Origin of the sequence: Streptomyces sp. NPDC002680, from assembly GCF_042889145.1 — a bacterium.
Classification (GTDB): domain Bacteria; phylum Actinomycetota; class Actinomycetes; order Streptomycetales; family Streptomycetaceae; genus Streptomyces; species Streptomyces adonidis.
In genome coordinates this window covers 1,157,693-1,180,329 of the sequence record NZ_JBIAQP010000001.1, presented here as the reverse complement: position 1 = coordinate 1,180,329, position 22,637 = coordinate 1,157,693, and the positions used below count along the sequence as shown (strand labels likewise).

20 protein-coding genes are annotated in these 22,637 nt (G+C 71.1%); 7 read left to right on the top strand and 13 right to left on the bottom strand.

The window, feature by feature from the left end; genetic code table 11:
* Window position 1: 1 nt before the first annotated feature.
* The 3 genes from ACFYXF_RS05355 to ACFYXF_RS05345 all read right to left on the bottom strand — a co-directional run bounded on the left by ACFYXF_RS05355 (window position 2) and on the right by ACFYXF_RS05345 (window position 2,078).
* Window positions 2-607, bottom strand: a complete 606-nt coding sequence (locus tag ACFYXF_RS05355) for a hypothetical protein (protein ID WP_389348199.1) — start codon at window positions 605-607, stop codon at window positions 2-4.
* Between the two features lie 159 nt (window positions 608-766).
* Window positions 767-1,591 (bottom strand): MOSC domain-containing protein, encoded by an 825-nt coding sequence (locus ACFYXF_RS05350; protein ID WP_389348198.1) that lies wholly within the window; start codon window positions 1,589-1,591, stop codon window positions 767-769.
* A gap of 40 nt (window positions 1,592-1,631) precedes the next feature.
* Window positions 1,632-2,078: a DUF6643 family protein gene (locus ACFYXF_RS05345; protein ID WP_369031898.1), complete on the bottom strand. Its 447-nt coding sequence runs from the start codon at window positions 2,076-2,078 to the stop codon at window positions 1,632-1,634.
* Window positions 2,079-2,362: 284 nt separating this feature from the next.
* On the opposite strand from ACFYXF_RS05345, the gene ACFYXF_RS05340 reads away from it, so the two are divergent.
* Entirely contained in the window at window positions 2,363-3,643 is a 1,281-nt protein-coding gene (locus tag ACFYXF_RS05340; RefSeq protein WP_389348469.1) for a TerD family protein, read from the top strand.
* 10 nt (window positions 3,644-3,653) lie between these two features.
* Here the strand turns inward: ACFYXF_RS05340 and ACFYXF_RS05335 are convergent, their stop codons facing one another.
* Window positions 3,654-4,820, bottom strand: coding sequence for a glycosyltransferase (locus ACFYXF_RS05335; protein ID WP_389348468.1), 1,167 nt, complete (start codon window positions 4,818-4,820; stop codon window positions 3,654-3,656).
* A 70-nt stretch (window positions 4,821-4,890) separates the two neighbouring features.
* Between ACFYXF_RS05335 and ACFYXF_RS05330 the strand changes: the two genes are divergently transcribed.
* Both ACFYXF_RS05330 and ACFYXF_RS05325 read left to right on the top strand, forming a co-directional pair.
* Window positions 4,891-5,676, top strand: coding sequence for a glutamate racemase (locus ACFYXF_RS05330; protein ID WP_389348197.1), 786 nt, complete (start codon window positions 4,891-4,893; stop codon window positions 5,674-5,676).
* A gap of 62 nt (window positions 5,677-5,738) precedes the next feature.
* Entirely contained in the window at window positions 5,739-6,290 is a 552-nt protein-coding gene (locus tag ACFYXF_RS05325; RefSeq protein WP_389348196.1) for a hypothetical protein, read from the top strand.
* 24 nt (window positions 6,291-6,314) lie between these two features.
* Here the strand turns inward: ACFYXF_RS05325 and ACFYXF_RS05320 are convergent, their stop codons facing one another.
* Window positions 6,315-7,385, bottom strand: a complete 1,071-nt coding sequence (locus ACFYXF_RS05320; protein WP_389348195.1) for an O-antigen ligase family protein — start codon at window positions 7,383-7,385, stop codon at window positions 6,315-6,317.
* 361 nt (window positions 7,386-7,746) lie between these two features.
* Between ACFYXF_RS05320 and lnt the strand changes: the two genes are divergently transcribed.
* The gene (gene lnt / locus ACFYXF_RS05315) at window positions 7,747-9,357 is read left to right on the top strand and encodes an apolipoprotein N-acyltransferase (protein ID WP_389348194.1); all 1,611 of its coding nucleotides are present in this window, start codon (window positions 7,747-7,749) and stop codon (window positions 9,355-9,357) included.
* A 66-nt stretch (window positions 9,358-9,423) separates the two neighbouring features.
* The gene (locus tag ACFYXF_RS05310; protein ID WP_389348193.1) at window positions 9,424-9,918 is read left to right on the top strand and encodes an NUDIX domain-containing protein; all 495 of its coding nucleotides are present in this window, start codon (window positions 9,424-9,426) and stop codon (window positions 9,916-9,918) included.
* A gap of 46 nt (window positions 9,919-9,964) precedes the next feature.
* Here ACFYXF_RS05310 and ACFYXF_RS05305 read toward each other — a convergent pair whose 3' ends face one another.
* Together ACFYXF_RS05305 and ACFYXF_RS05300 are read right to left on the bottom strand one after the other, a co-directional pair.
* Complete coding sequence (locus ACFYXF_RS05305; RefSeq protein WP_389348192.1) at window positions 9,965-11,140, bottom strand: PucR family transcriptional regulator; 1,176 nt, start codon at window positions 11,138-11,140, stop codon at window positions 9,965-9,967.
* A 105-nt stretch (window positions 11,141-11,245) separates the two neighbouring features.
* Window positions 11,246-12,511 (bottom strand): alpha-L-fucosidase, encoded by a 1,266-nt coding sequence (locus tag ACFYXF_RS05300; protein WP_389348191.1) that lies wholly within the window; start codon window positions 12,509-12,511, stop codon window positions 11,246-11,248.
* Between the two features lie 207 nt (window positions 12,512-12,718).
* On the opposite strand from ACFYXF_RS05300, the gene ACFYXF_RS05295 reads away from it, so the two are divergent.
* Window positions 12,719-15,667 carry a carbohydrate binding domain-containing protein gene (locus tag ACFYXF_RS05295; protein WP_389348190.1) on the top strand — a complete coding sequence of 983 codons (2,949 nt, stop codon included), beginning with the start codon at window positions 12,719-12,721 and terminating at the stop codon, window positions 15,665-15,667.
* 121 nt (window positions 15,668-15,788) lie between these two features.
* Window positions 15,789-16,199: an SseB family protein gene (locus tag ACFYXF_RS05290; protein WP_389348189.1), complete on the top strand. Its 411-nt coding sequence runs from the start codon at window positions 15,789-15,791 to the stop codon at window positions 16,197-16,199.
* 12 nt (window positions 16,200-16,211) lie between these two features.
* Here the strand turns inward: ACFYXF_RS05290 and ACFYXF_RS05285 are convergent, their stop codons facing one another.
* Genes ACFYXF_RS05285 through ACFYXF_RS05260 form a run of 6 tightly spaced genes read right to left on the bottom strand, consistent with a single transcriptional unit; the run spans window position 16,212 to window position 22,635 of the window.
* The gene (locus ACFYXF_RS05285) at window positions 16,212-17,582 is read right to left on the bottom strand and encodes an FAD-binding oxidoreductase (protein ID WP_389348188.1); all 1,371 of its coding nucleotides are present in this window, start codon (window positions 17,580-17,582) and stop codon (window positions 16,212-16,214) included.
* Entirely contained in the window at window positions 17,579-18,745 is a 1,167-nt protein-coding gene (locus tag ACFYXF_RS05280; protein WP_389348187.1) for an acyl-CoA dehydrogenase family protein, read from the bottom strand. The genes ACFYXF_RS05285 and ACFYXF_RS05280 overlap by 4 nt, the downstream gene beginning before the upstream one ends.
* The gene (locus ACFYXF_RS05275) at window positions 18,742-19,758 is read right to left on the bottom strand and encodes an ABC transporter substrate-binding protein (RefSeq protein ID WP_389348186.1); all 1,017 of its coding nucleotides are present in this window, start codon (window positions 19,756-19,758) and stop codon (window positions 18,742-18,744) included. Before ACFYXF_RS05275 ends, ACFYXF_RS05280 begins: the two co-directional genes overlap by 4 nt.
* Window positions 19,759-19,816: 58 nt before the next feature.
* The gene (locus tag ACFYXF_RS05270) at window positions 19,817-20,923 is read right to left on the bottom strand and encodes an LLM class flavin-dependent oxidoreductase (RefSeq protein ID WP_389348185.1); all 1,107 of its coding nucleotides are present in this window, start codon (window positions 20,921-20,923) and stop codon (window positions 19,817-19,819) included.
* Between the two features lie 24 nt (window positions 20,924-20,947).
* A complete protein-coding gene (locus ACFYXF_RS05265; RefSeq protein WP_389348184.1) occupies window positions 20,948-21,919 on the bottom strand; it encodes an ABC transporter substrate-binding protein in 972 nt (323 codons plus the stop codon).
* Window positions 21,916-22,635 carry an ABC transporter ATP-binding protein gene (locus ACFYXF_RS05260; protein ID WP_389348183.1) on the bottom strand — a complete coding sequence of 240 codons (720 nt, stop codon included), beginning with the start codon at window positions 22,633-22,635 and terminating at the stop codon, window positions 21,916-21,918. Before ACFYXF_RS05260 ends, ACFYXF_RS05265 begins: the two co-directional genes overlap by 4 nt.
* Window positions 22,636-22,637: the final 2 nt, after the last annotated feature.

Here is a 22,637-nt window from a genome sequence, read left to right as displayed (position 1 = left end):
GTCAACTGCCGGTCCCGGTCCGGCCCCAGTCGGGTCCGGCCCGGTCCCATGCCTGGTCCCAACGGGCGTACCGGCGACGGACCATGCGCCAGACGATCAGGCGCCGACAGCCCTCGACGAACCCGGCCGACAGGACGGTCGCGCCGAAGCCCGCGAGAACCGCGTGGGTCGTCGCGGTGGCGGTGTCCAGTGGGCGGGCGGTTATTCGCCCCTGTCCGTCCGTCCACAGCGTGAAGTGGTCGCCGGGATGCGGGGTCTTGAGGTTCGCCAGGACCTTGCCGTGCTGCTCGGTGCCGTCAGGCCCCGTCCAGTCGGCCTCCACACGGCTTCTGGCGTCCCGCCCGGAGGACGTCTCGGGGTCGGGCTCCAGCGGGGAGCGGGCGAGCTTCTTGACCACGGTGGCCGTCACGAGATGCCGGGCCTCGCGCTGGTCCCGTACGGCCTGTTGCAGCGCGTCCTGGGCGACACCGCCCACCAGGAGGCCGATCAGGGGCGCCGCCAGCAGGATCAGCAGCAGGGCCGCCAGCGCCACCCAGGCCTCGGCCAGGTCGGTCGCGCGGCGCAGCGGATTGTGCCGCCAGCGCCAGAGTCCGCCGATCGCCCGCAAGGCCGCACCCCCTTCCCGCTCCGTGATAACCCCGGTCGGAGCAGTTCACGCACAAAGCCGGTCGAAGAGAGAGCGAAATCACCTCTCACCGGCTCTTACCGGCCGTCTCGTGAACTTCTCACCAAAGCCAACGGTCAGGCCCCGTGCCGGTGTTCCCGCCTACGCGAGGATCCTGAACGGATCGCCGACCCGGATCGTCCCGGGGTTCTCGGGAACCAGGTTCTGGCCGAACACCAGCTGGTTGCCGAAGCGGCGATGGCGGCCGAGCGTGCGCAGCGGTTCCCGTCCGCGTTCCGCGGTCTCCTGGTCGGTGGTCGTCACCACGCACCGCCCGCACATCTTGGCCACCCGGAAGGCGACCTCGCCGATGGCGACCCGGGACCAGCCGTCCTCGGCCCAGGCGGCGGTCCCCGCGACCACCACGTTGGGTCGGAAGCGGTTCATGGGGAGAGGGCCCTCCTGCGGATGATCCCCCCGCGCGATCAGGGAGTTGAGCGCGTCCAGCGACGCGAGCGTGGTGAGCAGCAGCGGGTAGCCGTCGGCGAAGCTCACGGTCTCGCCGGGCCGAGCGAATCCGGGGTCGACCGCGCGGCGCGTGGCCGGGTCGTCCATGTGCAGGAGACGTACGTCCTCGCCCAGATACCCGCTGCACCAGGCATGCGCACCGGCACCGGCGGGCACGGCCTCCACCTTGGTGCCGAAGATGTCCACCGTCGTCGTGTCCGTCACCTCCGGGACGGACACGGTCAGGGGCGCGCGACCGGGCGCGGACAGACGAATTCCGCCGCCCGGCAGAAGCTCGGCGGCGGCCTGTGCCAGACGCGGTTGCTGGCGCTGTGTGACGACCTTTCCCCCGGCGTCAATCAGTACCCAGCGTCGGTCTCCGGCCAGCCCCCAGGGCTCCACCTCGGCTTGCCGGGGCGACTCGCCCCGGAACGCCTTGACCGGATGGATGTGAATCGAGTGCAGCTCCGCGTTCCCCATACCGCCATCGTGCCAAGGCACGGACACTCCGGGGGCCGGATCAGTACCCGCGGTACTGCTGGTTGTTGTACGGCTCCTGGTACGGCGCGGGGGCCGGGCGGGGAGCCGCCGGGCGCATCGCCTCGTAGCCGGTGGCCGCCGCCGGACGCTGCTGCTGCATCGGCTGGCCCGCGCCTGCGGGGTAGCCGCGCGGCGGTGCCTGCTGCGGGATGTACGCGGCCGGCGCCTGCTGCAGCGGCGAGGGCTGCTGCGCCTGCGGGTAGCCGCCGCCGTAGGAGGGGGTCTGCTGGGACGGGCCGGCCGGCAGCGCGGGGAGCGCCGACGGCAGCGCGGGCAGGTTGAAGCTGCTGCCCGTGTCGTACGCGGCGGGGACCCGGATCGGGGCGATCTGCGGTGTCCCCCGCTCGGCGACGAGCGAGTCGTAGATCGGGGTGTCCGGGAAGGCGGAGTAGTAGCCACCGCCGTAGGTGGAGCGGGGGGAGGTCATGGCACATAAGTTAAGCCCACGATGAGCTGGTTGGGGAGACCGATAAGAGGGTTGTTTTCCGTGTCGGCAGTGACGTGGGACCCCCAATGCGAGCGAACTTGCCAAAAAGGGGCACCAGCTCATGCTGAGATCAGGTAAAGACCAGGTTCCGGGCGGGTTACCGACGGGTCGCCCCGCGTTCCCCATGCGTTCGTCAGGGGAGTTCAACAGGAGTTCACAGGCCCGGGAGAATAGGTTGGGCGGCGAGGCGATCAGAGATGGGGGCAGCCATGGCGGCCATGTCGATGTCCAAGGGATCGAACGTTCCGGTGCCCACGGCGGCGCTCCGGGTCGAGCTGGGCTGGCGCTCCGGGCCGGGCGTCCCCGACGCGGACGCCTCCGCGCTGCTGCTGGTGGCCGGAAAGGTCCGTTCCGACGGCGACTTCGTCTTCTACAACCAGCCCGTGCACTCCTCCGACGCGGTCCGGCACGAGGGCAAGCGTGACAGCGGGGGCCGGGTGACGGACACCCTTCTCGTCGACCTCGCGCGCGTGGAACCCGCGGTCGAGACCGTGGTCCTCGCCGCCTCCGCCGACGGAGGAACGTTCGGGCAGGTCCCCGACCTGTACATCGAGGTCCGGGACGCGGCGCAGGGCACGGTGGTCGCCCGCTTCGACAACGCGGGCGCCAGTGTCGAAACGGCGTTCGTGCTCGGCGAGTTCTACCGCAGGCAGGGCGCCTGGAAGTTCCGCGCGGTCGGGCAGGGCTACAGCAGCGGCCTGGCAGGGCTGGCCACGGACTTCGGCATCACCGTGGACGAGCCCCAGCACACACCCGTCCCGCAGGCCGCCGCCCCCACGCCTCCGCCCGTCGCACCTCCGGTGACCATGCGCCCGCCGGTCGCACCGCCCATGACCCCGCCCCCGCCCGCCCCTCCCACGACGCCGGTACGCCTGACCAAGGTGACGCTCACCAAGGAGGCCCCGTCCGTCTCGCTCACCAAGCAGGGCGGGACCTCGGGCGCGCTGCGCGTCAACCTCAACTGGCAGGTGCACAAGCAGTTCTCGGGGTGGGGCAGCAAACTCGGCCGGGCGATCGCCCAGCACTCCGATCTCGACCTCGACCTGTGCGCCCTCTTCGAGCTCTCCGACGGCAGCAAGGGCGTCGTCCAGTCCCTCGGCAACGCCTTCGGGGCACTGCACCAGCCGCCGTACATCCACCTCGACGGCGACGACCGCACCGGCGCCATGTCCAGCGGGGAGAACCTCACCGTCAACCTGGACCACAAACAGGCCTTCCGGCGCATCCTCATCTTCGTGACCATCTACGCGGGCGCACGTTCCTTCGCCGACCTGCACGCCACGGTCACGCTGACCCCGGCGAACGGCGCGGCCGTCGACTTCTCGCTCGACGAGTGCACGGTGCCCTCCACGGTGTGCGCGCTCGCCCTGATCACCAACACGGGCGGCGATCTGATGGTCCAGCGCGAGGCCCGCTATCTGGTGCCCGAGCGCGGAGTGAGCCCGCAGCGGACCGTCGACCACGCCTACGGCTGGGGCATGAACTGGACCCCGGGCCGCAAGTGACGCAGACCGGTCAGCTCTCGTCCGTGGCGGCTTCCGGACGCGCGTACGTCCGGCCCTTCCAGGCGGCGCCGCGCCCCCGGTAGTGCTGCACCGCCGAGTCGACCGTCATGAGGAGGTACAGGAACGCCGTGAACGGCAGAAGTGGAGCGAGCCACAGCGGCTGCCCGTAGTAGCGCAACATCGGGACGTACGTCCCCGCCATCACGAGCCACGCGAGCCCGCCGCACACCGCCGCGGCCGTCATCCCGGTGACGAGGCCGGCCAGCAGGGCGAACGGCGGCACCAGATACACCAGGGCGAGGCCCAGCACCGTACCGAGCAGGAGGAGCGGGCTGTGGCGCAACTGCGCGTACGCGCTGCGCGAGACCATCCGCCACAGGTCGTGCAGCCGCGGATAGGGCCGGACACTGTCCACCCGTTCGGCGAGCCCCAGCCAGATGTGGCCCCCGCCGCCCTTGACGGCCCGCGCGAGCGCCACGTCGTCGATGACGGCCTGCCGGATGGCGTCCGGGATCCGGGCCCGCTCGGCCGTCTCCGTACGCAGCAGCACGCACCCACCGGCGGCAGCCGCCGTCCGCGACCCCTTCCGGCCGATCCGGCGGAAGGGATAGAGCTGCGCGAAGAAGTACACGAAGGCCGGTACGACGAACCGCTCCCAGACGCTCTCCACCCGCAGCCTGGCCATCAGCGACACGGCGTCGAAGCCGCCGCCCCGCGCCGCCGCCACCAACTCCCGCAGACTGTCCGGCGCATGGGCGATGTCCGCATCCGTCAGCAGCAGGAACTCGGGGCCACGCGCGCGTGCCAGACCGATGCCATGGCGGACGGCCCACAGCTTGCCCGTCCAGCCCGCAGGCGGTTCACCGGGCGAGTCGACGGTCAGCGGCAGCCCGCCGTGGCGCCGCGACAGCTCCCGGGCCAGCTCCCCGGTGCCGTCCGAACTGCCGTCGTCGACCAGGAAGACCTCGGCCCGCCCCGGATAGTCCTGCGCGAGCAGCGACGGCAGGCTCGCGGGCAGCACGGCGACCTCGTCGCGCGCCGGAACGACGACACAAACGGAAGGCCAGGTCTCCGGCTCCCGGTCGTACGACGGCAGTCTGACGTCCGTACGCCAGAAGAAGCCCTGGCACAGCAGCAGCCACAGCCAGGCGGCGAGTGATCCGACGGCGATCCACACAACGGCGCTCACCCGCCGCAGTCTGCCCCACCCCAAAGGGGCGCGGAGGCACGCCGTTTATAGTGACCGGGTGAAGATCGCGCTCATGGACTCCGGAATCGGACTTCTGCCGGCGGCCGCGGCGGTACGGCGGCTGCGGCCCGACGCGGATCTCGTGCTCTCCCTGGACCCTGCGGGCATGCCCTGGGGTCCGCGCACCCCGGAGGACCTCACCGAGCGCGCCCTGGCCGTCGCCGAGGCCGCCGCCGCCCAGCGGCCCGACGCCCTGATCGTCGGCTGCAACACCGCGACCGTGCACGCCCTGACCGCCCTGCGCGCCCGCCTCGAACCGGAGCTGCCGGTCATCGGCACGGTCCCGGCGATCAAGCCCGCCGCCTCGGGAGGCGGGCCCTTCGCGATCTGGGCGACCCCCGCCACCACCGGCAGCCCCTACCAGCGCGGCCTCATCAAGAACTTCGCCGAGGGCGTCGCGGTCACCGAGGTGCCCTGCTGGGGACTGGCCGAAGCCGTCGAACACGCGGACGAGACGGCGATCGGCGCCGCCATCGCCGCCGCGGCCGCCCTCACCCCCGACGAGGTAACGACCGTCGTCCTGGGCTGCACCCATTACGAACTCGTCGCCGAACGCATCCGCGCGGCCGTCCAGCGGCCCGGAAACCCGCCGCTCGTCCTGCACGGCTCGGCCGGCGCGGTGGCCGCCCAGACGCTCCGTAGGCTCGGCGCGCACCCCGCCCCCGAGGCACCGGCCGACGGCACCCTCACCGCGCTGCTGAACGGCGTCGCGCGCCCGCTGCCCGCCCCCGCGCTGGCCTACGAGGAGGGCAGGCTGCTCCAGGCGGCCATCCCCGTCCGCTGACCGGAGCAGTCACCCTCCGCAAGCCACTGCCCGCGCAGCGGAACCTGAGTAGTCTCATAGGCATGAGGGACCAGCCCCACGACGAACACGTCGAAACCGCGCTGACCGACGTCTGGACCGGCCGGGCGACCAACCGCGCCCAGTGGATCCTGGCCCTCGGCGGCTGCGCCTTCATGGCTCTCGGCATCGAACTGGCCGTCGACTCGGCATGGACGTCCGGCGTCGCGCCGCTCGCCATGTCCGTCGTGGGCTGCATCGCGGCCGGCCTGCTCGTCCTCTTCGGCACCATCGCGTTCGTGCACGTCGCCGTGAAGGTCGACGAGGACACCCTCGAAGTGCGCTGCGGCCACATCGGTCTGCCGCGCCGCCGCATTCCGCTGTCCCAGATCGTCGGCGCCGACTTCGTGGCCAGGGTCACCCCGCGCCAGTGGGGCGGCTGGGGCTACCGCTGGCGGCCCCACCAGGGCACCGCGGTCGTCGTACGCCGGGGCGAGGGCCTGGTGCTGCGCCTCGGCGACGGGCATACGTTCACGATCACGGTGGACAACGCGGAGGCGGCCGTACGCGTCATCCGGGACCGGCTGCGGTCCGGCGCGGCGGGGGCCACACACTGACGTTCCCGTCGCCCTCGCGGCGGTCTAACGGCGTTCCCGCGCGCGGGTCGTCGTCGTGTCCGGTGTCTCGTAGACCAGGGGGCGGGCCGTCGCCAGGCCCGCGAGGAGGCCCGCGCCCGCCGTCACGGTGGTGAAGCTCAGTACGTTGCCGACCGTCGCCAGGACGGCCAGGCCGGTCAGAGCCGCGCCGGCGGTCAGGGCGACGGGCGTGGGGCGCGGGGTGCGCCACAGGGCGTACAGCACCCAGCAGAAGACCGCCGCCAGCAGGACCACGCCGACCACCCCCTGTTCGGCCGCCTGCTGGAGCGGCGCGGAGTGCGGTCTGGACTCGGCCGGCAGCGCCTGCGAGGCCGTCTGGCTGAGTTCCGCGAACCTGCCGGGGCCCACACCCAGCGCCGGGTCCCGGTGGGCCAGCAGCAGGGCGTCGCGCCACAGACCGACCCGGTGACCGCTGAGCTGCCCCTCCAGCGAGTCGGCGAGCCCGTCCGGCAGTACGTCCTCGGCGACCGCCCAGGCCGTCCCGGTCACCACGGCCGTCGCCAGCGCCAGCCCGGCCAGGCCCACACCCCGGCGCCGCATGTGGTCGGCGGCGAGCGAGCACAGCAGGACGGCCGAACAGAGGACGAAACCGGCGATCGGGCCGAGGACCAGGGACGCCACCGTGATCCCGGCGGCCAGGACGCGGAGTGCCAGGCGCAGCAGCGGAGGACGGGCCGCCCAGGCGGCACAGCAGGCGGCGCCGGTGGCGAGGACCAGCAGCGCGGCCTCGGCCCCGAGATGCCCGGGCGGGGTGGCGATCTGCGGCCCCGGCAGCGTGTGCGGGGCGGCCACCGCCAGACCGAGCCCGGCCAGCGCCGCCGCACAGGGGGCGGCGACCGGTAGCAGCGCCCCGCAGATCCGGCCCGACGCGTAACCGGCGGCCACCGCGAGCACCGCCAGGAGCACGCCCTCGGGGCGGCCGTCGTGCGTGGCCGCCGTGATCAGCGACCAGGTGGCACACGCGCCCAGTACGACGACGCCCGCCGCGTCGGAAACGTTTCGTCTCTCGCCGTCCGCCGCCTCGTCGGCCGTAGACGTCCTCCCCGTGGAACCCAACCCGCCGCCCCCCGACCTGTGACGGGCCCCGACCGCGCGGGCCGTCACCGGCGCGCACGTCAGAGGCTCCGGCACACGGTAACGGCTGGTGCGTCATTTGTGGACGAGTTGCGCAGGAACGATGCGGCGGACGGGCCGGGGCGGGCCCGGCTGCCGTAGCGGGGCCCCGCAGATCCGGCCTGACCCGTAACCGGCGGCCACCGCGAGGAGCACGCTCTCGGGGCGGCCGTCGTGTGTGGCCGCCGTGATCAGCGACCAGGTGGCGCAGCCGCCCAGCTGCGGCAGCCCGGCCCGGGCGGGCCCCCTCCCACGGGCCGGACCATGCTGTCGGCGTCTTACGCAGGCGCCGTACACTCCCGGAGTGACCGCCACCGCTCCTTCCACAGCCGAGCCGGACCAGCTCGAACCGCAGCTCGCGCCCGCTTCGCGCCGCGCGCGGCTGCTGCGCCTCTGGCCGGCCGCCACCGCCGCGCTCGCCGGAGTGCTGCTGTACGTCAGCTTCCCGCCGCGCACCCTGTGGTGGCTCGCCCTGCCCGCCTTCGGCATCTTCGGCTGGGTGCTGCGCGGCCGGTCCTGGAAGGCCGGACTAGGTCTCGGCTACCTCTTCGGTCTCGGTTTCCTGTTGCCGCTGCTGGTGTGGACCGGTGTGGAGGTCGGCTCGGGGCCCTGGCTGGCTCTGGTCGCCGTCGAGGCGGTCTTCGTCGCTCTGGTCGGCGCGGGTGTCGCGGCCGTGTCGAGGCTGCCCGGATGGCCGCTGTGGGCGGCGGCCGTGTGGATCGCGGGCGAGGCGGCACGCGCGCGTGTGCCCTTCCGCGGCTTCCCCTGGGGCAAGATCGCCTTCGGCCAGGCGGACGGCGTCTTCCTGCCGCTGGCCGCGCTGGGCGGCACCCCGGTGCTCGGCTTCGCGGTCGTCCTGTGCGGATTCGGGCTGTACGAGATCGTGCGCCAGGTGATCGAGCGGCGCCGCACCGGTGCCCTGCCGCGCGCCGCCGCGGTCGTCGCCGCACTGAGCGTGGCCGTCCCCGTGGTGGGCGCCCTCGCCGCGCGGACGCTGGTCAGCGACAAGGCCGAGGACGGCACCGCGACCGTCGCCGTCATCCAGGGCAACGTCCCGCGCGCGGGTCTCGACTTCAACTCCCAGCGGCGTGCCGTCCTCGACTACCACGCGCGGGAGACCGAGCGGCTGGCCGCCCAGGTCAAGGCCGGCAAGGTGGCCCAGCCCGACTTCGTGCTGTGGCCGGAGAACTCCTCCGACATCGACCCCTTCGCCAACCCCGACGCCGCCGCCGTCATCGAGAACGCGGCCAAGGCGATCGGCGCGCCCATCTCGGTCGGCGGCGTCGTCGAACGCGACGGCAAGCTCTACAACGAGCAGATCCTCTGGGACCCGGAGAAGGGCGCGACCGACACGTACGACAAGCGGCAGGTCCAGCCCTTCGGCGAGTATCTCCCGCTGCGCTCGTTGCTCGAACACATCAACAAGAACTGGACCACCATGGTCCGCCAGGACTTCAGCCGGGGCACCAAGCCGGGCGTGTTCACCATGGACGGCGCCAAGGTCGGCCTCGCCACCTGCTACGAGGCCGCGTTCGACTGGGCCGTGCGCGACACCGTCACCCACGGCGCCCAGATGATCTCCGTACCGAGCAACAACGCCACCTTCGACCGCAGCGAGATGACCTACCAGCAGCTCGCGATGTCCCGGATCCGCGCCGTCGAACACAGCCGGACCGTCACCGTCCCGGTGACCAGCGGGGTGAGCGCGATCATCATGCCGGACGGGAAGATCACGCAGAAGACCGGCATGTTCGTGGCCGACTCGCTCGTCCAGAAGGTGCCGCTGCGCTCCTCCGAGACCCCCGCCACCAAGCTCGGCATCCTGCCCGAGATGCTCCTCGTCCTGGTCGCCGCCGGCGGTCTCGGCTGGGCGATCGGCGCCGGTGTGCGCGGGCGGCGCGCCGGTGGCGTGTAGCCGTACGCCGGTTGCACGCCCCCTTGATCAACAGGGGTGACCGGGCGGCCCCGTTAGGGTCGTGGCATGGCTACTCCTGACTTCATCAGCGCCCTCCGTGCCTCCGCCGGCCGCCAGTTGCTCTGGCTCCCCGGTGTCACCGCCCTCGTCTTCGACGACGAGGACAGAGTGCTCCTGGGCCGGCGCACCGACACCCGCAAGTGGTCGGTGGTCGGCGGTATCCCGGACCCGGGCGAGCAGCCGGCGGCGTGCGCGGTGCGGGAGGTCTACGAGGAGACGGCGGTCCGGTGCGTGCCCGAACGGGTCGTGCTCGTCCAGGCTTTGGACCCGGTGACGTACGAGAACGGGGACGTCTGCCAGTACATGGACATCACGTTCCGCTGCCGGGCCGTCGGCGGGGAGGCGCGGGTCAACGACGACGAGTCGCTGGAGGTCGGTTGGTTCACGGTGGACGCGCTGCCGGAACTGAATGAGTTCGCGCTGTTCCGGATCAAGCAGGCGATGTCCGACGCCCAGGCGCCCACCTGGTTCGACACCACGGGTTTCGCCAACTTCGAGTGATCCGGGTTGTCCCGCCGGACACTCCGGCGGGACCCCCGTGGCCCGTTCAGCCCCGCGCGAGCGAGCGCGACACGACGACGCTGAGGACCCGTACGCCGTGGGTGGAGCCCGGTTGGATGCCGGTGAGTTCGTGGGCGCGCTGGAGGCGGTAGTCGAGCGTGCGGCGATGGACGTTGAGGGCCGCGGCGGTGCGCGTCCGGTCCATGTCGTGCCGGTAGTACCCGTCCAGCGTGGCGATGAGATCGGGTCCGAGGGAGAGGCTCCCGGCGATGTCCCGCAGCCAGTCGTCGACCTCCGGCAGCCGCGTGACGCCCAGTTCGACGAAGACGTCGTTCATGGTGTGCGGGCGCCGCTGCCCGGACTGCATCGGCGCGACCCGGCTGACCCGGCGCGCCTCGGCGAAGGCACCGGCCAGCGCACCGGCCGCACCGACACTCGTGCCGATCGCACAACTGCCGCCCACCGCCTCCGTGATGTCGTGTACGACGGCCAGCGCGCGTTCGTTCGCCGCCGCGACTCCGGTCGGCTCATCGGCGTACTCGGGTGTCAGGGCCACCAGTTCCTCGGGGTCGTGCCACATGATCGGCACCTGTCGGCGGCGCAGGAGGGACTCGGTGATCTCCTCGCGGCGGGCGTTCGTTGGACGCGGACGGCCGGGTACGCGGACGACGGTCACCCGATAGCGCGGGTGGACGCGCATACCGACGCCGGATGCCAGGCCCGACGCGGCGGGGTCGTCGGAGAGCAGGGCCTCGGTCAGCAGCCGGACCCGGCCGACGAGGGACATCCGGCGCCGCTGCCCCGACACGAACCCCGACAGGTAGGCCTCGCCGCCGCGTGTGCCCTGGGGGCCGAACCAGCGCATCAGGCGCATGAGGTCGTCGCCGTCGTCGGGGCCGGTCGCCTCGTTGATCTCGCGCAGCATCAACCGGGTGTGCGCGACGACCAGTTGCTGGTGGCCCGGCAAGGACAGCCCCTTCCCGGCCCGCTGTTCGCCCACCGAGGCCATCAGCCTGAGATCGTCCGCGCCGAGCGGCTCTTCCTTCGCCGCCAGTTCGACGGTCCGGCGCCGTAACCACACCGAGTACTCAAGGGCTTCCCGGCGCGAGCGGGCGTCCCGTTCCAGCACCTGGTACTCGGAGACCTCGCGCCGGTAGACGTCGGTCGCGTCCCGGGCGTTGCTGTCGAGCTGTCTGAGCAGTTTCGTGAAGAGATTCCCCATGTCACCCTCCTCATGGCACCGTCGGCGGGGCGTCCGCCCAGGAGCTGTTCGTTCGAACTCCTGTTTTGGATGTCATGTACTGGGTGACATGGGCGACATCGGGTGTCAGTCGCGTCCCGTGCCCCGGTAGAGGTCCAGCTCCCCGTCGAGTTCCACGGCCAGGACGGTCGCGTACTCGTCGAGGTCGGCCGCCCCGGGCGCGTCGATCCAGGTCACGCCGGGCACCTGGTCCAGGCCCCCGGTGACGTGATGGCCCAGCTCGGTGCCCGTACCGACGACGGAGACACGCCGTACGGCGTTGCGCAGGCCCCGGATCGACACGGCCTCGCGCGGCGTGTCGAAGCAGATCAGGTACAGGGTGCGCCGGTCGGCGGAGAGGGTGCTCGGCCCGTAGTGGTGCCCGGCGGGCAGGCCCGCGACCGTGCCGTACACGGCGTCGGCGTGCTTGGTGACCCAGGCGCCGAGTCCCTCCAGGCGCTCCACCTGCTCCTCGGGAATCGTGCCGTCCTCCATCGGGCCGGCCCCGAGCAGCAGATTGCCGCCCATCCCGATCGTCTCCGTGAAGTAGCGCACCAGCTGGCGGACCGACTTGAAGTCGCGGTCCTTGGCCCGGTAGCTCCACGAGTCGTTGATCGTCAGGCACAGCTCCCAAGGGCCGTCCGGGGCGATCAGCGGAACGCCCTGCTCGGGGGTGGCGTAGTCGCCGTAACTGAGCATGCGGGCGTTGAGGATGGTGTCCGGGTTGCCCGCGAGGATCAGCTCGGACAGCTCCCGCATCCGCCACTGCTCCTCGGTGCGCTCCCACTCGCCGTCGAACCAGAGGATGTCGGGGCGGAACCGCTCGACCAGCTCGCCGACCTGGCCGTCGCGGTAGGCGAGATAGCGCGCCCAGGCCTCGGGGTCCTCCTCGCCGGGGCGGGCGTGGGAGTAGTCGTTGGCCTCGACGATGTGCGGGCCGGGGTGGCGCTCGCTCGCGTAGTCGGGGTGGTTCCAGTCGGAGTGCGAGTAGTAGAGGCCGACCTTCAGGTTCCGCTCGCGCAGGGCGTCGACGAAGCCGGTGACCAGGTCGCGGCCGGCCGGGGTGTCCCGGACGACGTCCAGGTTGCGGTGGTCGGTGTCCCACAGGGCCACGCCGTCGTGGTGCTTGGTGGTGAGGACGGCGTACTGGGCGCCGACGCGGGCGAACAGCTCCGCCCAGGCCTTCGGGTCGTAACGCGAAGCCGTGAAACGGTCGAGCTGTTTCATGTACTCCTCGTGCGAGACCTCGCCCGTGTAGAAGGACCAGGACTCGGCCCAGCCGTCCACGGCGTAGATGCCGTAGTGGATGAAGATGCCCAGCTTGGCATCGGGGAACCAGGGTTGCATCGGCATACGAACACGCTAGGCACGGGCCCCGGGAGCGCGCGTGGGCGCCGGTCACCACTACTGGTCCGTTTTCACCATCGGCGCCGGTCGCTGTGACATCCCTTTACGTGACTGTCATGTACCTGTAGCTTCCGCGCTGCAAGTGTTTTCAGGAACTTTCCGGTTCCACTTGCAGTCCAGAGTCGGGCATTCCGGGCCGTATTGGAGTCACGCATGAGGCAACCCCTGGTGGCGCTGGTGGCGGCAGCCGTCCTGGTGGGAGCGGTCCCGCCGGACACGGGCTCCGCGCCCATGGCGGAGACGGCCGTCGCCGCGTCCAACACGGCGACCGTCTTCTACTACACGAAGACCAAGAGCTGGCCCACGACCTATCTCCACTACGCCCCCGACGGCGGCTCCTGGACCACCGTCCCCGGCACCCAGATGGAGTCGGCCTGCACGGACTGGGTCAAGAAGACCGTCGATCTGGGCTCGGCCGCCGGACTCCAGGCCACCTTCAACAACGGCAGCGGCACCTGGGACAACAACGGCGGCAGCAACTACGCGCTCGGCACCGGCACGATCACCGTAAAGGACGGTGTGATCGCCCACAGCGACCCGTGCGCCGACACCGGAACCGGCACCGGAAACCAGGCCACCGTCTACTACTCCACCGCCACCTCCGGCTGGACCACCGCCAACATCCACTACGCGCCCACCGGCGGCTCCTGGACCACGGTCCCCGGCGTCGGCATGACCACGGCCTGCACCGGCTGGTGGAAAAAGATCCTCGACATCGGCACCGCGACCTCGCTCAGGGCCGCCTTCAACAACGGCAACGGCGTCTGGGACAACAACAACAGCGCCGACTACACGATCGTGACCGGCACCACGACCGTGAAGGACCGCACGGTCACCGCGAACGCCACCGACCCCTGCGCCGCGGAACCACCGGACACCGAGGCACCGACCGCGCCCGCCAACGTCACCGCGAGCGCCACCAACACCTCGGTCGTGGTGAGTTGGGACGCGTCGACCGACAACAAGGGCGTGACCAAGTACCAGGTCACCCGTACCGGCGGCCCCCAGGGCACCGTGGTCACGGACATCGGCTCAACGGTGTTCTCCGACACGGGACTTGAGGAGCGCGCGACCTACACCTACACGGTCAAGGCCGTCGACGCGGCCGGCAACACCTCGCCCGCCTCCGCCGCCGCGACGGCCACGACCGGCGACCAGGCCCCCGCACCGGCCTCCGGCACCCCGCTCGGCACCGACCCGCGCAAGGACCCCATCTACTTCGTCCTCACAGCCCGCTTCTACGACGGCGACACGAGCAACGACCGCGGCGGCAGCCAGCACACCAAGTCCGGCAACGCGGCGAACAACGACCCCATGTTCCGCGGCGACTTCAAGGGACTGGTCGAAAAACTCGACTACGTCAAGGCGCTCGGCTTCTCCGCGCTCTGGATCACCCCGGTCGTCCTCAACCGCTCGGACTACGACTACCACGGCTATCACGGCTACGACTTCTACAAGGTCGACCCACGCCTGGAGTCGGCGGGCGCCTCCTACCAGGACCTCATCAACGCGGCTCACGCCAAGGGAATGAAGATCTACCAGGACGTCGTCTACAACCACAGCTCCCGCTGGGGCGCCAAGGGCCTGTTCACCCCCACGGTGTACGGAGTCCGGGACACCCAGTGGAGCTGGTACTACGACGAGAAGGCCGAGGGCTTCGAGTACGACGGTCTCACCGTCGAGCCCAAGTCCGGGAAGTCCTACTACAACGGCGACCTGTGGTCGACGGCCGAACCGACCGGCAACACCTGCCTCAACTGGGGCAAGCTCACGGGCGGAAAGAGCGCCGAGGGTTACACGCTCTACAACTGCCAGTGGCCGAGCCCCACTTCGGGCATGTTCCCGAAGGCGTACTACCACCAGTGCTGGATCGGCAACTGGGAGGGCGAGGACGCCCGTTCGTGCTGGCTGCACGAGGACCTGGCCGACTTCAACACCGAGAACACCACGGTCCAGAACTACTTGATCGGCGCGTACGACAAGTACATCGACATGGGCGTGGACGGCTTCCGGATCGACACGGCCGTCCACATCCCGCGCGTGACATGGAACCGCCGTTTCCTGCCCGCCATTTACGACCGGGTGACGCAGAAGTTCGGCACGGAGGCGGCGAAGAACTTCTTCGTCTTCGGCGAGGTCGCGGCCTTCGTGAACGACAAGTGGAACCGGGGCTCGGTCAACCACTCGGCGCAGTTCTACACCTGGAAGGAACGCAAGGAGTACAGCGCCGACGACGAGACGGCGGCCATCGAGCAGTTCACCTACGAGAACAACCTCGGCACCGGCAACCAGCCGACGTCCACCAACGCCGTCCTCAACGGCAACAGCTACCACACGCCCGACCGCAGCCAGTTCTCCGGAATGAACATCATCGACATGCGTATGCACATGAACTTCGGTGACGCACCAAACGCCTACGGCAACGGCAAGGACTCCGACGACTCCGTCAACGACGCCACGTACAACGTCGTCTACGTCGACAGCCACGACTACGGCCCCAACAAGTCGAGCACCCGCTACAACAACGGCACCGACGCCTGGGCCGAGAACATGGCGCTGATGTGGACCTTCCGGGGCATCCCGACGCTGTACTACGGCTCCGAGATCGAGTTCCAGAAGGGCAAGCAGATCGACTGCGGCCCGACCTGCCCCCTGGCGAACACGGGACGGGCGTACTACGGCGACCACCTCGCCGGAACCGTCACCGCGACCGACTTCGGCACGGTCGGCTCGGCGAGCGGCGAGGTGGCGAACACCCTCGCCCAGCCGCTGGTCAAGCACCTCCAGCGGCTCAACCAGATCCGGGGGGCGGTCCCGGCCCTCCAGATGGGCCAGTACTCCACCGACGGCATCAGCGGCCAGATGGCCTTCAAACGCCGGTACACCAGTGGCTCGACGGACAGCTTCGCGCTGGTCACGGTCACCGGCGACGCCACCTACACCGGCATCCCGAACGGCACGTACACCGACGCCGTCACCGGTGACGTACGGACCGTCTCGAACGGCACGCTGACCGTGGCGGCGCCGGGGAAGGGCAACCTGCGGGTGTACGTCCTGAACGGGCCCGGGAAGATCGGGACCGCCGGGCCGTACCTGAAGTAGCGCGACGCCGGGTCCCGGGCCACGCATGGCCGGGACCCGGTCGGGTAGGCGACCTGTACTGTGCCCGGGACCGCCGTGTCCCGGGCGGCCCGTACGATCCGCCGCTGTCAGGGGACCCGACATGGAGACACCCACGCGCCACCACACCGCAACACCGGCCCGACGCGCGCTCGACGCCCTGGCCGGCAACAGCGAGGACCCGGCCGCGCTGGACGTCCTCGCCAGGAGCGACGTGCTGGTGCCCGTACCGGACGACGTCAGCGACGCGGACGCCGGCCATCCCTCGACGGTGGCGCTGCCCGTCCTGCAGGAGCCGGACGGGCGGGAGGCCGTGCCCGTGTTCACCTCGGAGTCCGAGCTGGCCGGCCTGCTGCCGGCCGTCTCCCGCTACCGTCTCGTCCCACTCGGCGCGCTCGCCGACCAGTGGCCCACCGGCGACCTCGCGCTCACCATCGACGCGGCCTCCCCGCACGGCCTGACGATCACCTCCGAGGGCGTACGCAACCTGCTGGCCAGGCCGTACGAATACTGAACCCCTTTACAGTCAAAGGGACTTGCCCGGGTTGAGGATGCCCCGGGGATCGAACGCGTCCTTGATCCGCCGCTGCAGCGCATGCGCCGCAGGGCCCAGTTCGTCGGCGACCCACTGCCGCTTCAGGACCCCCACCCCGTGCTCGCCGGTCAGTGTCCCGCCGAGCCGCAGCGCCAGGGCGAAGATCTCGCCCGCCGCCTCCCAGGCCGCGTCCGGCAGCCCGTCCAGGGTCGGGTCGACCACGATGATCGGGTGCAGGTTCCCGTCCGCCGCGTGCGCGATGGTGAACACCGGGACGTCATGGCGCCGCGAGATCTCCCGGATCTCCCGAGCCGCCTCCGCCAGCCGGGAACGGGGTACCGCGATGTCCTCGATCAGCGGGCGGCCCAGCCGTTCCAGCGCGGGCAGCGCGCCCCGGCGGGCGGCGAGCAGGGCCTCGGCCTCGGCCGGGTCCTCGGTCGTCTCGACCAGGGTCGCGCGGGTGAGCACGCGGGCGACCGCCTCCGCCTCCGCCCCGGCGCCCGCGCCGTCGCACTGCACCAGCAGCAGTGCCGCGCCCCGCTCCCGCAGCGCCGGGTCGACGGCGTGCAGGACAGGACCGTCGACCAGCTCCGCCAGCGCGGGTACGACCCCGGCCCTGCCGATCGCGTACGAGGCCTCGGCGGCCTCCTCGAAGGACGGGAAGTACGCGGCGACGGTGGCCGTGGCCACCGGCAGTGGGCGCAGCCGCAGGGTCGCCGAGGTGATCACCGCGAGGGTGCCCTCCGAGCCGGTGAGCAGCGCGGTGAGGTCGTAGCCGGTGACGCCTTTGACGGTACGGCGGCCCGTGCGCACCACCATGCCGTCCGCGAGGACCGCCTCAAGTCCGAGCACGCTGTCGCGGGTGACGCCGTACTTGGCGCAGCGCAGACCGCCCGCGTTGGTGGCGATGTTCCCGCCGATCGTCGACAGGGCGGCGCTCGCCGGATCGGGCGCGTACCGCAGGCCGTGCGCGCCCGCCGCCCGGTCCAACTCGGCGGTGATCACGCCGGGTTCGACGACGGCGAGCTGGTCGTCCTCGGACAGTTCGAGGATGCGGTTCATGCCGGAGAGATCGAGGACGAGGGTGCCCTCGCCTGCCGTCGCCCCGCCCGACAGCCCGGTACCGGCGCCGCGCGGCACCACCGGCACGCGCAGCTCGTGCGCGTGCCGGAGGGTGACCGTCACGTCCTCGGTGCGTCGTGCGTGGACCACGGCGAGCGGCCCGCCGTACGGCCGGGTGCCCGAGCGGTCGGTGGTGTGCGCGGCCAGTGTCAGCGGGTCGGTGGCCAGCCGGTCGGGTGGCAGGTCGCGGGCGAGGAGGCCGAGGAGCTGGGCGGAGGCGGTCGTGGTGGGGGCGGTCACTGGTCCTGGTCCTTCTTGTGCGGGGCGTGCGCTTCCAGTGCCTTCGTGCCGATCGCCAGTACGGAGATGTCCTCCTGGGGCGCGTGCACCGGCGCGCACTGGATGTCGCGGAAGTGGCGCTCCAGTGGGTTGCCCCGGGCCAGCCCCGGATTCCCGAGCAGCCGCACGGCCAGCCCTACGGCCTGTACGCCATGACGGTCCGCCAACACCCTTGCTCCCAAGGCCTGTTCGGGGGTGTACGAGGAGTCTGCGGCGTCGACCCGGGCCGCACCGCCGAACACCAGCTGCTCGGCCCCGGCGAGCAGCACCTCGATCTCCCCGGCCGCCCGACGGAAGCGTTCCGTACGGGCCACCGGATGGCCGAGGTTGGCGGGCACCCGGGTCTGCGCGAAGGTGTGGAAGAACGCCTGCGCGGCCCGCGCGACCCCCAAGTACAGGGCGGCCAGCGGCAGATGGAGGGAAGCGCCCGCCCGGTTGTCCTGCTCGGCGGCCGGACCGTACGGCGCGAGGCCGATCACCTGCTCGTACGGCACCTCCACGTCCCGGAAGGTGACATCGTGGCTGCCGCTCGCGCGCAGCCCCAACTGGTCCCAGCGGCCGGTGACTTCGATGCCGGGGGAGTCGCCGGGCACCAGGAAGGTGCCCACACGTGGCTCCGGTTCGTCGGTGGTGGCCCACACCAGGAACCAGTCCAGGCCCTCGGCGCCCGTGACGAACCGCTTCGTACCGCTGATGGCCCAGCCGTCCCCGGTGCGCCTGGCCCGGGTGGCGGGCAGTCCGCCGCGTGCGGGGGAGCCCAACTCCGGTTCCACGCGGGCGTGGTTGACGAGCACGGGACGTACGAGCGACTCCTTGACGACCCGCGCGTACAACTCCTCGGGCCAGTGCGGCTGTACGGCCTGGCGGCCATGGGTGGTGAGGGTCATCGCGGCGATCAGGGCGACGGACGGGTCGCCCTGGCCGAGGGTGTGCAGGATGCGCGCGGTCTCCTCGACGCCCGCGCCCCGGCCGCCGTACCGCTCACCGATGGTGGCGGTGAGCAGGCCGGCCTCGTGGGCGGCCCCCAGGGACTCGGTGGGGAACGCGCCCGACCGGTCGTATCCGGCGGCCAGTTCGGCGATGCGGGCGGTCGCGGCGTCTCGGCCGGTCGCGGGGGCGGTCACAGCTTCTTCTTCAGGTCGGCGGCCAGTTCGGTGTTGAGCTTGGTCGTCCAGAACGACTTCACGTCCAAGTGCGCCTTGAGGGCGCCGAGTTCGGTGAACACGTCCGCCACCTTCTGTTGCGAGGCGATCGTGTCGTCGCCGACCGTGCGGGCCTGGGTCGGGCGCTGGGTCTGGGCGTCGACCAGGTCCTTCTTCGCCTGGGCGAGCGGCTGGTGCGTGTTGTCCGACACGACCTTCGCGAACTCGGCCTCGCGGCCGTCCCGGACGTAGGCGTACGCCTGGGTGATCCGGGCGATCAGGTCGGCCGTCGCCGCCTGCTGGGCCGGGTTCTTGAGGACGCTGTCGCGGGCCGTCCAGAGGAAGTTGCCGGAGAGGATGTCCTTGCCGGAGCCGACCGTGGTGGCGCCCTGCTGGTGGGCGGTGATGATCGACGTGCCGTAGGAGGCGAAGGCGTCGATGCCGCCGCCGTTCAGGGCGGCGAGGCCGTCGTTGGGCAGGAGCGGCTTGGCGTCGACGTCGGACCACTTCAGGCCCGCCTGCTTCAGCAGCTGGTAGAGGAAGTAGTGGGCGGTGGTGTTCTGGACGTAGCCGACCTTCTTGCCCTTGAGGCCTGCGATGTCGGTCACCTTCGAGCCCTTGGGGACGACGACCTCCTGGTTGAGCGTGGCGGCGCGCTGTACGGCGACGACCTTGAAGTTCGGCTTGCCGTCGGCGGCCGCGAAGATCGGCGGGATCTCACTGGAGGAGGCGACGTCGAGGGCGCCGGCGCGGATCGCCTGGAGCTGCAGGTCACCGCCCTGGAACACGCTCCACTTCACCTTGTAGGGGGTGTCGTCGCGGTGGGCGAACTTGAGGATCGCCTCCTCGACCTTCCAGCCGGTCGCGCCGACCCGCAGGGTGACGGCGGACTGGTCGGTCGACGACTCGGCCTCGGCCTGGCTGCCGCAGGCCGCCGTGAGGGCGAGCAGCAGGACGGCGGCGGACGTGCGCAATGAGCGTGAGCGGCGGAACACGGAGTCTCCATAAGGGGATTCGCAGACAGGGGTGGGTGGACGGGGAGTTGACGGGGTGTCAGGCGGCCTGGGTGGCCGTCGCCGCGCGGTGGGCGAGTTCCTGCCGGACCAGCGGAAGGACGTAACGGGCGTAGTCGATCGCGTCGTTGAGCGGGTCGTAGCCCCGGATCGACAGCAGGTCGCAGCCGATGTCGACGTAGTCGAGCAGGGCCGCGGCGACCGTCTCCGGCGTACCGACCAGCGCGGTCGAGGCACCGGCGGCGTTGGTCGCGACCGCGGGTGCGGTCCACAGGCAGCGGTCGTGCACCTCGCCGCGGTCCGCGATGTCGAGGAGGCGCTGGGAGCCGACGTTGGCGGGGCGGCCGGTGGTGCGGTAGTGGCGCAGCAGCTCGGTGTTGGCTGCCTGGTCCTTGAGCGCGCCCAGCGTGCGGTGTGCCTTCTCCCAGGCCAGTTCCTCGGTGGGCGCGATGATCGGGCGGAAGGAGACCCAGATACGGGGGTGGGGGCGCCCGGCGGCATCGGCGACCGCGTTGACGGCGGAGATCTGCTCCGCCGTCTCCTTCAGCGGCTCGCCCCACAGACCGAAGATGTCGCCCTGCTGGCCGCCGACCCGGTACGCGTCCTGCGAGGAGCCGCCGACCGAGACCGGGACCAGCCCGTTGTAGGGCTTCACGTCCGAGTAGTAGCCCTCGAACTTGAAGAATTTGCCCTCGTGCGAGACGGGCCCGTCGGCCTGCCAGACCTTCCGCAGGATCTGGATGTATTCGTCCGAACGCTCGTACCGCTCCGTCTTGTTGAGGTAGTCGCCCTCCCGGTGCTGCTCCTCGTCGCTGCCCCCGGAGATGATGTGCAGCGACAGGCGGCCGTTGCTGATCTGGTCCAGGGTGGCGAGCGCGCGGGCCGCGTGGGTCGGGAAGATCACGCCCGGCCGATGGGCCAGGATCGGGCGGATGCGCTCGGTGTTGGTGGCGACGAACTGGGCGAGCTGGAGCGCGTCCGGGGACGCCGAATGGTAGGCGACCAGGGTGTGGTCGAAGCCGCCGTCGTCCAGGGTGCGGGCGTACTTGCGGACGAAGTCGGGGTCGAAGCCGCCGGTGCGGCTGCTGGAGGCGGGGCCGTTGGATCCGGTGTCGGTGTGGACGGCGCTGATGAACTCGACAGGCATGAGGGAACTCCCTTCGGAGGGCGGCTACTTGAGGAGGGACGCGTCCGCGGACTTGGCCACGTCGACGTTCGGGTCCAGGACACCGATGCTGTTCATGAGGCCGGCCACGTCCTGAACCGTCTTGTTCACGTCGTCGGTGATCGGCAGGACCTCGCCGTACGCAGCGGAGGCCAGCGTCTTCGCCACCGAGGCGTCGGCGCCGTTGCGCTCCACGATGGCCTTCGCGTAGGCGTCCTTGTTCGTGCTGGTCCACTTCAGGGCCGTACCGAGCCGCTTCAGGAAGTCGGACAGCGCGGCCTTCTTCGCCGAGTCGGCGAGGGCCTTCTCGGAGGCGTTGACGAAGCCGTAGCCACTGACCCGGCCGTCCGCGCCGTCGACCAGCAGCTTGCCGCCCTGCTCCAGGGCGACGGCCTGGTAGACACCGAAGATCGCCCAGACCTTGATCTTGCCGGAGGAGAACGCGGCCTGCGCGTCGGTGGGCAGCAGGTACTGCACCTTGACGTCCTTGTAGTCCAGGCCGTTCTGCTTGAGGACGTTGGCCAGCAGGTACTCCGAGATGCTGCCCTTGGCGGAGGACACCACGACCTTCTGGCCCTTGAGATCCTTGACGCTGTCGATGCCGGAACCCTTGCGGACGACGATGCCGACATGCGTGCCGTCGTTCTTCAGCGCGGCGATGTTCTTGATCTTCACGCCACCGCTGAGAGCCTGGAGCGCCGGCAGGTCGGCGGAGAAGCCGGTGTCGGCGGCGCCCGCCTGTACAGCCTGGTAGAGCGGGGCCGCGCCCTCGAACTCGGCCCACTTCACGTTGTACTTGGCGCCCTTGAGCGCGCCGGAGGCGGCGACGATGGTCTGGAGGGTCTTGGCCTGGTCGCCGATGGTGAGGGTCACTTTGGAGCCGCTCCCGGCGGCGTCCGCCGAGGAGTCCGCGCCGCAGGCGGTCAGCGCCAGCAGGGCGGTGACGCTCAGCGCGGCGGTGGCGAGTCTGCGTATCACGAGGGGGTCCCTTCGAGGGTGTGTGCGGTGACACCGAGCCAGCCGAGGAGGCGGGCGCGGAGGGTGACGAACTCGGGCGAGGTGAGATCGCGCGAGCGGGGCAGATCGACGGTGAGGTCGTGGGCGATACGGCCCTCGTCCATCACCAGGACGCGGTCGGCGAGCAGCAGCGCCTCCTCCACGTCATGGGTGACCAGGAGGATCGCGCAGCCGTGCCGCTGCCACAGCTCGGCGACCAGCTGCTGCACCTTGCCCCGGGTCAGCGCGTCGAGCGCGCCGAACGGCTCGTCGAGCAGCAGGAGTTCGGGCTCGCGGACCAGGGCGCGGGCCAGCGAGACCCGCTGTGCCTGACCGCCGGACAGGGTCTTGGGCCAGACGGTCGCGCGCTCCTCGATGCCGACCTCGGCGAGGGCCTTGTCGGCCAGCGCCCGGTCGGGCCGTCCGGGTAGTCCGAGGACGACATTGCGCCACACCTTCAGCCAGGGCAGCAGCCGCGGCGACTGGAAGGCCGCGCTGCGTCGCGCGGGCACGGTCACCTCGCCGCCGATCTCGTCGTCGAGCCCGGCGAGGATCCGCAGCAGGGTCGACTTGCCACAGCCGCTGTGCCCGAGCAGGGCCACGAACTCGCCCTCCCGGATGTCGAGGTCCAGCTCGTGCAGCACGGTGTTGCCGTCGAAGGCCCGCGAAAGCCCCCTGATTTCCACGCTGTTGGCCATGG

What these genes read in the sequence shown, in the direction of transcription:
- ACFYXF_RS05350 (WP_389348198.1), bottom strand. Translation starts at nt 1,591, where the DNA reads ATGGGGAACGCGGAGCTGCACTCGATTCACATCCATCCGGTCAAGGCG.
- ACFYXF_RS05345 (WP_369031898.1), bottom strand. Translation starts at nt 2,078, where the DNA reads ATGACCTCCCCCCGCTCCACCTACGGCGGTGGCTACTACTCCGCCTTC.
- ACFYXF_RS05340 (WP_389348469.1), top strand. Translation starts at nt 2,363, where the DNA reads ATGTCCAAGGGATCGAACGTTCCGGTGCCCACGGCGGCGCTCCGGGTC.
- ACFYXF_RS05325 (WP_389348196.1), top strand. Translation starts at nt 5,739, where the DNA reads ATGAGGGACCAGCCCCACGACGAACACGTCGAAACCGCGCTGACCGAC.
- ACFYXF_RS05310 (WP_389348193.1), top strand. Translation starts at nt 9,424, where the DNA reads ATGGCTACTCCTGACTTCATCAGCGCCCTCCGTGCCTCCGCCGGCCGC.
- ACFYXF_RS05305 (WP_389348192.1), bottom strand. Translation starts at nt 11,140, where the DNA reads ATGGGGAATCTCTTCACGAAACTGCTCAGACAGCTCGACAGCAACGCC.
- ACFYXF_RS05300 (WP_389348191.1), bottom strand. Translation starts at nt 12,511, where the DNA reads ATGCCGATGCAACCCTGGTTCCCCGATGCCAAGCTGGGCATCTTCATC.
- ACFYXF_RS05295 (WP_389348190.1), top strand. Translation starts at nt 12,719, where the DNA reads ATGAGGCAACCCCTGGTGGCGCTGGTGGCGGCAGCCGTCCTGGTGGGA.
- ACFYXF_RS05290 (WP_389348189.1), top strand. Translation starts at nt 15,789, where the DNA reads ATGGAGACACCCACGCGCCACCACACCGCAACACCGGCCCGACGCGCG.
- ACFYXF_RS05270 (WP_389348185.1), bottom strand. Translation starts at nt 20,923, where the DNA reads ATGCCTGTCGAGTTCATCAGCGCCGTCCACACCGACACCGGATCCAAC.
- ACFYXF_RS05260 (WP_389348183.1), bottom strand. Translation starts at nt 22,635, where the DNA reads ATGGCCAACAGCGTGGAAATCAGGGGGCTTTCGCGGGCCTTCGACGGC.